General features: G+C 61.5%; 15 protein-coding genes and 1 tRNA gene. 12 read left to right on the top strand and 4 right to left on the bottom strand.

What is annotated here, in order from left to right:
- Window positions 1–48: 48 nt before the first annotated feature.
- The 3 genes from P5703_RS04625 to P5703_RS04635 form a co-directional block, all read right to left on the bottom strand.
- Window positions 49–546 (bottom strand): RDD family protein, encoded by a 498-nt coding sequence (locus P5703_RS04625; RefSeq protein WP_013983657.1) that lies wholly within the window; start codon window positions 544–546, stop codon window positions 49–51.
- A gap of 97 nt (window positions 547–643) precedes the next feature.
- Entirely contained in the window at window positions 644–856 is a 213-nt protein-coding gene (locus P5703_RS04630; RefSeq protein ID WP_003246255.1) for a cold-shock protein, read from the bottom strand.
- A gap of 396 nt (window positions 857–1252) precedes the next feature.
- A tRNA-Leu gene (locus P5703_RS04635) sits at window positions 1253–1339 on the bottom strand.
- A gap of 111 nt (window positions 1340–1450) precedes the next feature.
- Here P5703_RS04635 and queA point away from each other — a divergent pair.
- The 6 genes from queA to P5703_RS04665 all read left to right on the top strand — a co-directional run bounded on the left by queA (window position 1451) and on the right by P5703_RS04665 (window position 7470).
- Window positions 1451–2500, top strand: a complete 1050-nt coding sequence (queA, locus tag P5703_RS04640) for a tRNA preQ1(34) S-adenosylmethionine ribosyltransferase-isomerase QueA (RefSeq protein WP_084901834.1) — start codon at window positions 1451–1453, stop codon at window positions 2498–2500.
- Between the two features lie 14 nt (window positions 2501–2514).
- On the top strand, window positions 2515–3630 hold the full coding sequence (tgt, locus tag P5703_RS04645; protein WP_020307028.1) for a tRNA guanosine(34) transglycosylase Tgt: 1116 nt from the start codon (window positions 2515–2517) through the stop codon (window positions 3628–3630).
- A gap of 42 nt (window positions 3631–3672) precedes the next feature.
- Window positions 3673–4002 carry a preprotein translocase subunit YajC gene (gene yajC / locus P5703_RS04650; RefSeq protein WP_014597404.1) on the top strand — a complete coding sequence of 110 codons (330 nt, stop codon included), beginning with the start codon at window positions 3673–3675 and terminating at the stop codon, window positions 4000–4002.
- Between the two features lie 64 nt (window positions 4003–4066).
- A complete protein-coding gene (gene secD / locus P5703_RS04655) occupies window positions 4067–5935 on the top strand; it encodes a protein translocase subunit SecD (protein ID WP_013983653.1) in 1869 nt (622 codons plus the stop codon).
- Between the two features lie 12 nt (window positions 5936–5947).
- Window positions 5948–6859 (top strand): protein translocase subunit SecF, encoded by a 912-nt coding sequence (gene secF, locus P5703_RS04660; protein ID WP_011914143.1) that lies wholly within the window; start codon window positions 5948–5950, stop codon window positions 6857–6859.
- 77 nt (window positions 6860–6936) lie between these two features.
- On the top strand, window positions 6937–7470 hold the full coding sequence (locus tag P5703_RS04665) for a glycine zipper 2TM domain-containing protein (protein ID WP_013983652.1): 534 nt from the start codon (window positions 6937–6939) through the stop codon (window positions 7468–7470).
- A 56-nt stretch (window positions 7471–7526) separates the two neighbouring features.
- Here P5703_RS04665 and suhB read toward each other — a convergent pair whose 3' ends face one another.
- Window positions 7527–8342, bottom strand: coding sequence for a type III secretion system regulator SuhB (gene suhB, locus P5703_RS04670; protein WP_011914141.1), 816 nt, complete (start codon window positions 8340–8342; stop codon window positions 7527–7529).
- 94 nt (window positions 8343–8436) lie between these two features.
- On the opposite strand from suhB, the gene trmJ reads away from it, so the two are divergent.
- From trmJ to iscA, 6 genes are all read left to right on the top strand, one after another.
- Window positions 8437–9273 carry a tRNA (cytosine(32)/uridine(32)-2'-O)-methyltransferase TrmJ gene (trmJ, locus tag P5703_RS04675; protein ID WP_011914140.1) on the top strand — a complete coding sequence of 279 codons (837 nt, stop codon included), beginning with the start codon at window positions 8437–8439 and terminating at the stop codon, window positions 9271–9273.
- Complete coding sequence (gene cysE, locus P5703_RS04680) at window positions 9273–10049, top strand: serine O-acetyltransferase (RefSeq protein WP_011914139.1); 777 nt, start codon at window positions 9273–9275, stop codon at window positions 10047–10049. Before trmJ ends, cysE begins: the two co-directional genes overlap by 1 nt.
- Window positions 10050–10213: 164 nt before the next feature.
- Entirely contained in the window at window positions 10214–10705 is a 492-nt protein-coding gene (gene iscR, locus P5703_RS04685) for a Fe-S cluster assembly transcriptional regulator IscR (RefSeq protein WP_013983650.1), read from the top strand.
- Between the two features lie 31 nt (window positions 10706–10736).
- Window positions 10737–11951: an IscS subfamily cysteine desulfurase gene (locus P5703_RS04690; protein WP_013983649.1), complete on the top strand. Its 1215-nt coding sequence runs from the start codon at window positions 10737–10739 to the stop codon at window positions 11949–11951.
- Between the two features lie 43 nt (window positions 11952–11994).
- The gene (iscU, locus tag P5703_RS04695; RefSeq protein WP_011914136.1) at window positions 11995–12381 is read left to right on the top strand and encodes a Fe-S cluster assembly scaffold IscU; all 387 of its coding nucleotides are present in this window, start codon (window positions 11995–11997) and stop codon (window positions 12379–12381) included.
- 12 nt (window positions 12382–12393) lie between these two features.
- Window positions 12394–12717 carry an iron-sulfur cluster assembly protein IscA gene (gene iscA / locus P5703_RS04700; protein WP_013983648.1) on the top strand — a complete coding sequence of 108 codons (324 nt, stop codon included), beginning with the start codon at window positions 12394–12396 and terminating at the stop codon, window positions 12715–12717.
- Window positions 12718–12724: the final 7 nt, after the last annotated feature.

Here is a 12724-nt window from a genome sequence, read left to right on the forward strand (position 1 = left end):
GGTAGAGAGGCGCGTGCCCGGCCAGGTCTGATGGCTCGGGCGCTGCGATTACTTCTTGTGGATGTTTTTCGGCAGTTGCACCGCCTGGCTCTCGGAATAGATGTCGTGCCAGGTGCGCTTCTGCTTGTCGATCAGCATCCACCAATAGCCCATTCCCAGGCACAGCAGCGAAACGATCGCGATCAGAAAGCGCAGCAGCGCCTGCCACAGATCGATGGCGCGGCCGTCGCTGTTCTGGATGCGGATGCCCCAGACCTGCATGCCCAGCGTCTGACCGTTGTGGGTCCAGAACTTGGCGAAGAAGCCGAACAGGCTGAACAGCAGCAGCGTCGAGAGCAGTGGGTCGATATCCAGGCGGCCCGCGTCGGCGAGCACCTTCAGTTGGTCGCTGCCATATAGCAGGCGCAGCAGCACCTGTTGATAGAACAGGGTCACCACCATCATCAGGGCGATGCAGAGCAGGCTGTCGTAGAACATTGCTGCCAGTCGGCGCATCAGGCCGGCAGCGGGGAATTGGCCCTGCGGGCTCAGCAGATGTCGGCGCATTGCTTGTCTCGATCAAGGGGAAGGCGGGGCATTCTACGGAATTGCGCGCATAAAAAAGCCCCTGATGTTGCCATCAGGGGCTTTTCGGAGAGAAGGCTTAGCCTAGGATCTGAACCTGGTCGGCCTGCATGCCCTTTTGACCTTGCACGGCGATGAAGCTGACTTTCTGGCCTTCTTTCAGGCTCTTGAAGCCGTTGCCTTCGATCGCGCGGAAGTGCACGAACAGATCCGGACCGCTCTCAGGAGTGATGAAACCAAAACCTTTCTCGTCGTTAAACCACTTGACGGTACCGTTCTGACGATTCGACATGTCTTTGTATCCTTGAAACTCAAAAGTAGAATTGCCCCCGCAAAGCAGGAAGCTGGAACTGGTTGCAAGGAGTAAGAGAGTCGAGCGGAGTAGCGGATCTGAAGATCTACTGCACCAGGTCACGATTCAACAGCGACCCATGCAAACACAGTGGGCACACTCTACGATAACTCGCCGGGGAATGCCAACCCCTCGGAGCCATAGAATTTGCCTGTCCAGGCGGCGCCATTTCAGCGCTTTTGAAGGGTGGTTCGACATGCATCTCCGCTACGGCGGATCGTCAAAGCCACGGCTGACTGTGTTGTTTTTCAGTCAGCGAGAAGGCGGTAAAGCTGACGCTTCTGCCTGTGTCGCATATCGATACGGAGTTCGCTGCGCACAGGCTTGGTACTGTGATGGTGCCCCGAGAGAGACTCGAACTCTCACGTTGTTACCAACGGCGGATTTTGAATCCGCTGCGTCTACCGATTCCGCCATCGAGGCACAGTGGCGGCGCAGTATAGGGATGCGGGGCTGAGTGGTCAATCGTTTGGCGTGGCCAGCTCGACGTCTTTCGGATAACATTTGCGCCCTTTCCGCGCCCCGAAACCGCCCATGCAAGTCGCCGATTTCTACTTCGAGCTCCCTGACGCCCTGATCGCCCGTCATCCACTTGCCGAGCGCAGAGCGAGTCGGCTGTTGGTGCTCGACGGTGAGTCGGGGCAGATGTCGCACCGCAACTTTGCCGATCTGCTGGACTACGTGCGGCCCGGTGATCTGATGGTCTTCAACAATACGCGGGTCATCCCGGCGCGGCTGTTTGGCCAGAAGGCTACCGGCGGCAAGCTGGAGATTCTGGTCGAGCGCGTGACCGGCAATCGCAGCGTGCTGGCGCATGTGCGCTCGAGCAAGTCCCCCAAGCCCGGCTCTCAGATCCTGCTCGACGGTGGTGGCGCAGCTGAAATGGTCGCGCGGCACGATGCCCTGTTCGAGCTCGTCTTCGACGAGGACGTGTTGCCGCTGCTCGAGCGCATCGGTCACATGCCTTTGCCTCCTTATATAGACAGGCCGGACGATGCGGCAGATCGCGAGCGCTACCAGACCGTCTACGCGCAGCGAGCCGGCGCCGTGGCGGCTCCGACCGCCGGGTTGCATTTCGATGAGGCCCTGCTGGATGCACTGCGCGATGCCGGGGTCCAGACCGCCTATGTCACCCTGCATGTCGGCGCTGGCACCTTCCAGCCGGTGCGCGTGGAGCGCATAGAAGAACACCATATGCATCGCGAGTGGCTGGAAGTGACGCAGGAGGTGGTCGATGCGGTGGCGGCCTGCCGCGCGCGAGGAGGCCGGGTGATCGCGGTGGGTACCACCAGTGTCCGCTCGCTGGAAACGGCCGCACGCGACGGCGAGCTCAAGCCGTTCAGTGGCGACACCGATATCTTCATCTATCCGGGCAAGACCTTTCATGTGGTCGATGCGCTGGTGACCAATTTCCATCTGCCCGAGTCGACGCTGCTGATGCTGGTTTCCGCCTTTGCCGGCTACCCGGAAACCATGGCGGCGTATGCCGAGGCTGTGGCTCAGCGCTACCGATTCTTCAGCTATGGCGACGCCATGTTCATTACCCGCAACCCCGCCGCGCGCGGTCCCGAGGAAACCCGATGAGCCGTACCTGCCACATGTCTTTCGAGCTACTCGCCACCGATGGCAAGGCACGTCGGGGGCGTCTGACCTTTCCTCGCGGAACCGTGGAAACGCCGGCCTTCATGCCGGTAGGCACCTACGGTACCGTCAAGGGCATGCTGCCGCGGGACATCGAAGCGATCGGTGCGCAGATCATCCTGGGCAACACCTTTCACCTCTGGTTGCGACCCGGCACCGAAGTGATCAAGCGCCACGGCGACCTGCACGACTTCATGCAGTGGCAGGGGCCGATCCTTACCGATTCCGGTGGTTTTCAGGTGTTCAGTCTGGGGGCGATGCGCAAGATCAAGGAGGAGGGCGTCTACTTCGCGTCGCCGGTCGATGGCGCCAAGGTGTTCATGGGGCCGGAAGAGTCCATGCAGGTCCAGCGTGACCTGGGCTCGGATATCGTGATGATCTTCGATGAGTGCACGCCCTATCCGGCTGACGAGGACGTCGCGCGCCGCTCGATGGAATTGTCGCTGCGCTGGGCCAAGCGCTCCAAGGTCGCTCATGGCGACAACCCGTCGGCACTGTTCGGCATCGTTCAGGGCGGCATGCACGAATCGCTGCGCATGCGCTCGCTGGACGGGTTGTGCGAGATCGGCTTCGACGGCCTGGCGATTGGCGGGCTTTCCGTGGGCGAGCCGAAAGAGGAGATGATTCGCGTGCTGGACTTCCTGCCGCCGCAGATGCCAGCCGACAAGCCGCGCTATCTGATGGGCGTGGGCAAGCCGGAAGATCTGGTCGAGGGGGTGCGGCGCGGCGTGGACATGTTCGACTGCGTGATGCCGACGCGTAACGCGCGCAACGGCCATCTGTTCACCGACACCGGCGTCATCAAGATTCGCAACGCGGTGCACAAGCACGACGATTCGCCACTCGATCCGAGCTGCGATTGTTACACCTGCAAACACTTCTCCCGCGCCTATCTGCATCACCTGGATAAATGCGGCGAAATGCTGGGTAGCATGTTGAATACCATCCACAACCTGCGGCATTACCAGCGGGTGATGGCTGGTTTACGCGACGCCATTCAACAGGGTACATTGGCGGCCTTTGTCGACGCCTTTTATGCCAAGCGCGGTCTGCCAACGCCGCCGCTTGCGTGACGTGCCAGAGCAAAACAATCCTTTCTGCAACAGGAGTGCTACATGAGCTTTCTGATTCCCGCCGCCTATGCCCAGGAGGCTGCCGCTGGTCCTGCCGGCACTGGCTTCGAGTGGGTGTTTCTGGTCGGTTTTCTGGTCATCTTCTATCTGATGATCTGGCGCCCCCAGGCCAAGCGGGCCAAGGAACACAAGAACCTGATCGCCGGCCTGCAGAAGGGCGACGAAGTGGTCACCTCCGGCGGCATCGCCGGCAAGGTCACCAAGGTCGCTGACGATTTCGTGGTGATCGAGGTTTCCGACAACGTTGAGCTGAAGTTCCAGAAAGTGGCTATCGCCGCCACGCTGCCCAAGGGCACGCTGAAAGCGATCTGAGCTGACTTCATTCAACACCGACGGGGCGCGCAAGGCGCCCCGCGTTCATTAAACGGGCTGCGTCATGCTCAATAGATTCCCTCTCTGGAAATACCTGCTGATTCTGGCAGTGCTCGCGGTTGCTTTTGTTTATTCGGCGCCCAACCTCTATCCGGACGATCCGGCGATCCAGGTCACCGGTGCCAGCGCGGCACAGGAGATCGGTATGGCCGATCTCGAGCGCATAAGCCAGGCGCTCGAGGAAGGCGGCATTGCGGTGAAGTCCGCTTCGCTCGACGAACAGGGCCGTGGTGGTCTCGTGCGTCTGGAGCGTCAGGATGATCAACTGCCGGCCAAAGATATCGTTCGGCGCACGCTGGGTGATGCCTATGTCGTTGCGCTCAACCTTGCACCGACCACTCCAGACTGGCTGCGCAGTCTCGGTGCCAGCCCCATGAAGCTCGGTCTCGACCTCTCCGGCGGCGTGCACTTCCTGCTGGAAGTCGATATGGAGAAGGCCATCGAGACGCGGCTGAATGTCTCCGAAGGCGAGGTCAAAAGCCTGCTGCGCAAAGAGCGCGTGCGCTATCGCAGCCTGCCGAATCTGAAGGATGCCGTGCAGCTGGGCTTCGCCGATCAGGAAACCCTGAGCGCCGCTCAGTCGCTGATTCGCAAGAACTTCACCGATTTCGAGCTGACCACCAGCGAGCGCAACGGCCAATTCGTGCTGCGTCTGACGCTGACCGAGGCCAAGTTGGCTGAGATCCGCGAATATTCGATCAAGCAGAACCTGACCACCGTGCGCAACCGCGTCAACGAGCTGGGCGTCGCCGAGCCGCTGGTGCAGCGCCAGGGGGCCAACCGCATCGTGGTCGAACTGCCGGGCGTACAGGACACTGCCGAAGCCAAGCGCATTCTCGGCAAGACGGCCAATCTGGAGTTCCGCCTTGCGGCCGAGTCCGATGCGCCGCGCGCCTCGACCGAAACCTTCGAGTTCCGCGAGGAAGGTCGTCCGCCCGTGCAGCTCGAGCGTACCCTGATCATCACCGGTGATCAGGTGACCGATGCGCAAGCCAGTTACGACGAAAACGGCCGTCCGCAGGTGAACATTCGCCTCGACGGACATGGCGGCGATCTGATGAACCGCGCTACCCGCAGCAATGTCGGGCGCAGCATGGCGGTGATCTTCATCGAGCAGCGGCCGCTGACTCGCTACGTGCGGCAGATGGTCGATGGCGTCGAGCAGGAAGTGCGGGTCGAAACCTTCCAGGAAGAAAAGAAGATCATCAGTCTGGCGACCATCCAGTCGCCGCTCGGCAGTCAGTTCCGCATTACCGGCCTCAATGGTCAGGGCGAATCGTCGGAACTTGCCCTGCTGCTGCGCGCTGGTGGTCTGGCGGCGCCGATGTACTTCGCCGAGGAGCGCACCATCGGTCCGAGCCTGGGCGCCGAGAACATCAAGTTGGGCGTGCAGGCCGCGATGTGGGGCTTCCTCTTCGTCGCCATCTTCATGGTGCTGATCTACAAGTTCTTCGGCGTGCTTGCCACCATTGCGCTGCTGTTCAACATGGTCGCGCTGACGGCATTGATGTCGATGCTCAACGCCACGCTGACCCTGCCAGGTATCGCCGGTATCGTGCTGACCATGGGTATGGCGGTGGACGCCAACGTGCTCATCTTCTCGCGTATTCGTGAGGAGATTGCCAATGGCATGTCGATCCAGCGGGCCATCCACGAGGGCTTCGACAGGGCCTTCTCGGCGATCCTCGACGGCAACCTCACCACCTTGCTGGTGGGCGGCATCCTGTTCGCCATGGGTACCGGCCCGATCAAGGGCTTCGCGGTGACCCTGTCGATCGGCATCCTGACGTCGATGTTCACCGCAATCATCGTGACGCGCGGCATGGTCAACCTGATCTACGGTGGCCGCGATCTCAAGAAGCTGTGGATTTAAGGGGCTAGCACGATGAAACGCGTTATCAATTTCATGGGCGTCCGCCATGTGGCCTTCGCCCTTACCGTGCTGCTCACGGTCGCCTCGCTGGGGAGCCTGGTTGTCAAGGGGCTGAATTTCGGGCTGGATTTCACCGGCGGCACGCTGATCGAGTTGGGCTACGAGCGTCCAGTCGAGCTCGAGCAGGTTCGTGGTCAGCTGGTCCAAGCCGGCTTCACCGATGCCGTGGTGCAGAGCTTTGGTGCGACTACCGACGTACTGGTGCGCATGCCGGGCGACGATCCCCAGTTGGGTGAGCGCATCGCCAGCGCCTTGCGCAACGCCGATGGCGGCAACGCGGTCAGCGTCAAGCGCGTGGAGTTCGTCGGGCCGGCGGTTGGTGAAGAGCTGCGCGACCAGGGTGGTCTCGGCATGCTGCTGGCGCTGGGCGGCATCCTGGTGTACGTGGCGTTCCGCTTCCAGTGGAAGTTCGGCTTCGGCGCCGTGCTGTCGCTGTTCCACGACGTGATCGTGGTCCTGGGCGTGTTCTCCTTCTTCCAGATCTCATTCGACCTGACGGTGCTGGCGGCTGTGCTGGCGGTGATCGGCTACTCGTTGAACGACACCATTGTCATCTTCGACCGGATCCGCGAGAACTTCCGCATGCTGCGCAAGGCTGAGCTGCTGGAGAACATCAACATCTCCACCACCCAGACGCTGCTGCGCACCATGGCCACTTCGGTCTCCACGCTGCTGGCAGTTGGGGCGCTGATGGTCTTCGGGGGCGAGAATCTGTGGGGGTTCTCGCTGGCGCTGCTGATCGGCGTCGGCGTTGGTACCTACTCGTCGGTCTACGTTGCCGGCACGCTGCTGGTCTGGCTCAAACTCACGCGTGACGATCTGATTCCGCCAGTGGTGGAAGAAGAGGCCGACGAGCGCCCCTGATCCTCTTTCGAACTTCCGCAGCCTTGCGAGGTCCAAGGCTGCGGAACGGGCGCAGCCCGAAGGAAGAGGATGTCACAGTGAACAAGTCCATGTTGGTCGGTACGGCACTTGGAGTGGTCGTCGCCACGGCTGGTGGAGCTTTCGCTACTTATAGCCTGGTCGATCGCGGTCCGAAGTTCGCCGAGGTGCTGGCGGTCGAACCCATCAAGGAAACCATCCGAACGCCGCGTGAAGTCTGCAAGGACGTCACAGTGACCCGGCAGAAGCCTGTGCAGGACGAGCACCGGATCGCAGGTACCGCAGTGGGCGCCGTCGTCGGTGGTCTGCTGGGTAACCAGGTCGGTGGCGGCAATGGCAAGAAGATCGCCACGGTCGCCGGTGCGGTCGGCGGTGGTTATGCCGGCAATCAGGTGCAGGGGCGCATGCAAGCCAACAGCACCTACACCACCACCGAGACCCGCTGCAGCACGGTCACCGACACGCACGACAAGATCGTCGGCTATGACGTCAAGTACGATCTGGCTGGCAAGGTCGGGCGCGTACGGATGGATCGTGATCCGGGCAGCCAGATTCCGGTACAGGATGGGCAGCTGATGGTGTCTCAGCAGTGAACTGAACAAGCTGCATAAAAAACGCCCCTGTTGGGGCGTTTTTCTTTGCGTCAAGCTCAGCGCTTGAGCGATGGCGTAAGGTGGGGCTGGATGGTCGTCAGCACAGCCTTGAAGCACTTGGTATTGCCGGCCACGATCTGCCCCTTCTCGAGGAATTCATGGCCGCCGCTGAAGTCGCTCACCAGGCCGCCAGCCTCTTGGATCAGAAGTGCGCCGGCCGCCATGTCCCACTCGGAAAGGCCGAACTCCCAGAACGCATCGAAGCGGCCCGCAGCTACGTAGGCCAGATCGAGGCTCGCCGCTCCGGCGCGTCGCAGGCCGGAGGTCTGGCCGACCAGGCTGCGGAACATGTTCAGGTAGCTGTCCAGGTTGTCCAGTTGGCCGTCCTTGAACGGAAAGCCCGTGCCGAGGAGGGCGCCGTCCAGGCTCTTGCGCGAGCTGACGCGCAGGCGCCGGCCATTCAGGGCTGCGCCACGGCCGCGGCTTGCGGTGAATTCTTCCTGGCGGACCGGGTCCAGGACGACGGCATGCTCGAGACGGCCGCGGTATTTGCAGGCGATGCTCACGGCATAGTGCGGAATGCCGCGCACGAAGTTGGTCGTGCCATCCAGCGGGTCGATGATCCACAGGTAATCGGCGCCGTCACCGCTGCCTTCGAGCAGTCCACCTTCCTCGCCAAGGATGCCGTGATTCGGATAGGCCTTGCGCAGCGCTGCAACGATGCTCTGCTCGGCCGCCTTGTCGATCTCGGTGACGTAATCCTTTGCTTCTTTCTCGTTGACCGAGATTGCATCCAGGCGATCGGTGGAACGGACAATCAGTTCGCCGGCGCTGCGGGCGGCGCGCAGCGCGATATTCAGCATGGGCTGCATGGATCAATTACCTGGTCGTTAAAGAAAGCGCGAAATTCTATCAGGAAAGCTCGGGCGCATGTAGCGTCACCGGCGTCGCTGCAGGCTTTGGTCGATGGCGGACGGCGAGCGGCTTCCTGTAAGCTTTCCGCTGGTTTTCTTGCTGAGACTCATCGTGTCGTTGCAGAACATTCGAGTGGTGCTGGTCAATACCAGCCACGCCGGCAACATCGGCGGCGCGGCGCGGGCCATGAAGAACATGGGCCTGTCGCGTCTGGTGCTGGTTGATCCGGAAGACTTTCCGAGCCCGGACGCGGTCGCCCGGGCGTCCGGCGCGACCGATATTCTCGATTCGGCCCAGGTCGTCGCCACGCTGGAAGAGGCGCTGGTCGGCTGCAGTCTGGTGCTTGGCACCAGTGCCCGGGATCGGCGCATACCTTGGCCGCTCCTGGACCCGCGCGAGTGCGCCGCGGTATCGGTGGAGCAGGCTGCCGCCGGTAGCGACGTGGCGCTGGTGTTCGGTCGTGAATACGCCGGCCTGACCAATGAAGAGCTGCAGCGCTGCCAATACCATGTCCATATCCCGTCCGATCCCCAGTTCAGCTCGCTGAACCTCGCCGCAGCCGTCCAAGTGCTCACATACGAAGTGCGCATGGCCTGGCTGGCGGCCGAGGGGCGGCCGACCAAGGTGGAAAAGCTGGAGACCACGGCAATGCTCGACGCGCAGCCGGTCACGGTGGACGAGCTGGAAAACTATTTCGGCCACCTTGAGCAGACGCTGGTGGATATCGGTTTTCTCGACCCGGCCAAGCCGCGCCATCTGATGCCGCGCCTGCGCAGGCTGTATGGGCGCAGCGGAATCAGCAAGCTGGAAATGAACATCCTGCGGGGCATTCTCACCGAGACGCAAAAGGCGGCCCGCGGCGAACCTCACAAGCGGAGAAGTGATTGATGTTCGAACGCATGCGCGAAGACATCCAAAGCGTATTCCATCGCGATCCGGCAGCCCGCAACGCGTTCGAGGTGCTGACCTGTTACCCGGGGCTGCACGCCATCTGGATCCATCGGCTTTCCCATTGGCTGTGGACCCATGAGTGGAAATGGCTGGCGCGCATGTCGTCGAATCTCGGGCGTTGGCTGACCGGGGTGGAGATTCACCCGGGTGCACGGATCGGGCGTCGTTTCTTCATCGACCACGGGATGGGTATCGTCATTGGTGAGACCGCCGAGATCGGCGACGACGTGACGCTCTACCACGGCGTGACATTGGGTGGGACCAGCTGGAACAAGGGCAAGCGCCATCCGACGCTCGAGGATGGCGTGATCGTCGGTGCGGGCGCGAAGATTCTCGGCCCGTTCACGGTGGGTGCAGGTGCGAAGATCGGCTCCAACGCAGTGGTCACGCGGGAAGTGCCGCCGGGTGCGACGGCCGTAGGTATTCCTGGGCGTGTCATCGTCAAATCCAGCGATGAGCAGGAGGCGAAGCGCAAGGCGATTGCCGAAAAGATCGGTTTCGACGCCTACGGTGTCAGCGAGGACATGCCGGACCCGGTGGCGCGGGCGATCGGGCAGTTGCTCGATCACGTGCAGGCCGTCGAGGAACGACTGGAGGGAATGTGTGGCGCGCTCAAGGCGCTCGGTAGCGACTACTGCGCCAAGGAACTACCCGAGTTGCGCGAAGAGGATTTCGTCGAAGTGAAGCCTGATGCCGGAGAAGCGCGCGGCTGAAGTGCGGGTCTTGGCAGTAGCTGGTATCATGCGTCCAGCTTTGCCATCCGCCTGTACGATCAGGGTGTCTCGCTAAAGACCTACTAATTTAATAGGTCTTATAGTTGACTCAAATACTCGGGAATTGCATAATTGCGCCAAACCGTAATGCTTGGTGCAGACCGATGCGATTGACCACCAAAGGCCGTTATGCCGTTACCGCCATGCTTGATCTTGCGCTGCATGCGCAGCATGGGCCGGTTTCCCTGGCCGACATTTCCGAGCGCCAGGGAATTTCGCTTTCCTATCTCGAGCAACTGTTTGCCAAGCTTCGCCGTGGGAGCCTCGTCACCAGTGTGCGCGGGCCTGGCGGAGGTTATCAGCTGTCTCGCGACATGGCCGGTATCCAGGTTGCTCAGGTTATCGACGCGGTCAACGAATCGGTCGATGCCACCCGTTGCCAGGGGCTCGGGGGTTGTCACTCCGGCGATACCTGCCTGACCCATCACCTGTGGTGCGACCTCAGTCAGCAGATCCATGAATTCCTCAGCGGCATCAGTTTGGCCGATCTGGTCAACCGTCAGGACGTACAGCAGGTCGCGCTGCGCCAGGACATGCGCAAGGCCAGCGGCACTTCGCCGCAGATAGACAAGATAGAAACGTCCGCCATCGATTGAGCAGGGCGACCGCCTGATAGGAGATATCTGAATGAAATTGCCGATTTACCTGGACTACTCCGCAACCACGCCGGTCGACCCGCGTGTCGCCGAAAAGATGATCGAATGCCTGACCAACGAAGGCAATTTCGGCAACCCGGCGTCGCGCTCGCATGCCTTTGGCTGGAAAGCGGAAGAAGCAGTGGAAAATGCGCGTCGCCAGGTGGCCGAGCTGGTCAATGCCGACCCGCGTGAGATCGTCTGGACCTCGGGTGCCACCGAGTCGGACAACCTGGCGATCAAGGGTGTCGCCCACTTCTACGCGTCCAAGGGCAAGCACATCGTCACCACCAAGATCGAGCACAAGGCGGTTCTGGATACCACTCGCCAGCTCGAGCGTGAAGGGTTCGAAGTGACCTACATCGAGCCGGGCGAAGACGGCATCGTCACCCCGGCGATGGTCGAGGCGGCGCTGCGCGAGGACACCATCCTCGTATCGGTGATGCATGTGAACAATGAGATCGGCACCATCAACGACATCACCGCGATTGGCGAGCTGACCCGGGCGCGCGGCATCCTGTTCCATGTCGATGCCGCCCAGTCCACCGGCAAGGTGGAGATCGACCTGGAGAAGATGAAGGTCGACCTGATGTCCTTTTCCGCGCACAAGACCTACGGGCCGAAGGGCGTCGGTGCCCTCTATGTCCGTCGTAAGCCGCGCGTTCGTCTCGAGGCGCAGATGCACGGTGGTGGTCACGAGCGCGGCATGCGCTCCGGCACCCTGGCTACGCATCAGCTGGTGGGGATGGGCGAGGCCTTCCGTATCGCCAAACAAGAGATGGCGCAGGAGAACGAGCGTATTCGTGCACTGCGTGACCGCTTCTACAAGCAGGTCGAGCATCTCGAGGAGCTGTATGTGAACGGCAGCATGACGGCGCGGGTACCGCACAACCTCAACCTCAGCTTCAACTACGTCGAGGGCGAGTCGCTGATCATGGCGCTCAAGGATCTGGCCGTATCGTCCGGCTCTGCCTGTACGTCTGCTTCGCTGGAGCCTTCGTATGTATTGCGCGCTCTCGGGCGCAACGACGAGCTGGCGCACAGCTCCATCCGTTTCACCTTCGGTCGCTTCACCACTGAAGAAGAAATCGATTACGCAGCGCAGAAGGTATGCGAGGCCGTCACCAAGCTGCGCGAGCTTTCGCCCCTGTGGGACATGTTCAAAGACGGCGTCGACATCTCCAAGGTCGAGTGGCAAGCCCACTGACCGGCGTCAAGCGCCGCACAGCCTGATCTAAGAGGATTGCACCATGGCATACAGCGACAAGGTCATCGACCACTACGAAAATCCGCGCAACGTCGGCAAGTTCGACGCCGAAGATCCGAACATCGGCACCGGCATGGTCGGCGCGCCGGCCTGCGGCGACGTCATGCGCCTGCAGATCAAGGTCAACGAGCAGGGTGTCATCGAAGACGCCAAGTTCAAGACCTATGGCTGCGGCTCCGCGATTGCCTCCAGCTCCCTTGCCACCGAATGGATGAAGGGCAAGACGCTGGAAGAGGCGGAAACCATCAAGAACACCCAGCTGGCTGAAGAGCTCGCGTTGCCGCCGGTGAAGATTCACTGCTCCGTTCTCGCCGAGGATGCGATCAAGGCCGCGGTGCGTGATTACCGGGAAAAGAAAGGTCTGCTCTGACAGGAGATTGTGATGGCTATCACCATGACGCCCGCTGCAGCTCAGCATGTTCGTCGCTCGCTGGAAGGGCGCGGCAAGGGTGTGGGTGTGCGGCTTGGGGTTCGCACCACGGGCTGCTCGGGGCTGGCTTACGTCCTCGAGTTCGTCGACGAGACCGCAGCGGAAGATTCGGTGTTCGAAAGCCACGGGGTGAAGGTGATCATCGATCCGAAGAGCCTCGTCTACCTTGATGGCACCGAGCTCGACTTCGTTCGCGAAGGCCTCAACGAGGGCTTCAAGTTCAACAACCCGAACGTTCGTGGCGAATGCGGCTGCGGCGAGAGCTTCAATATCTGAGGACGCC

The organism is Stutzerimonas sp. FeSN7, assembly GCF_030263795.1.
Taxonomy (GTDB): Bacteria; Pseudomonadota; Gammaproteobacteria; order Pseudomonadales; family Pseudomonadaceae; genus Stutzerimonas; species Stutzerimonas stutzeri.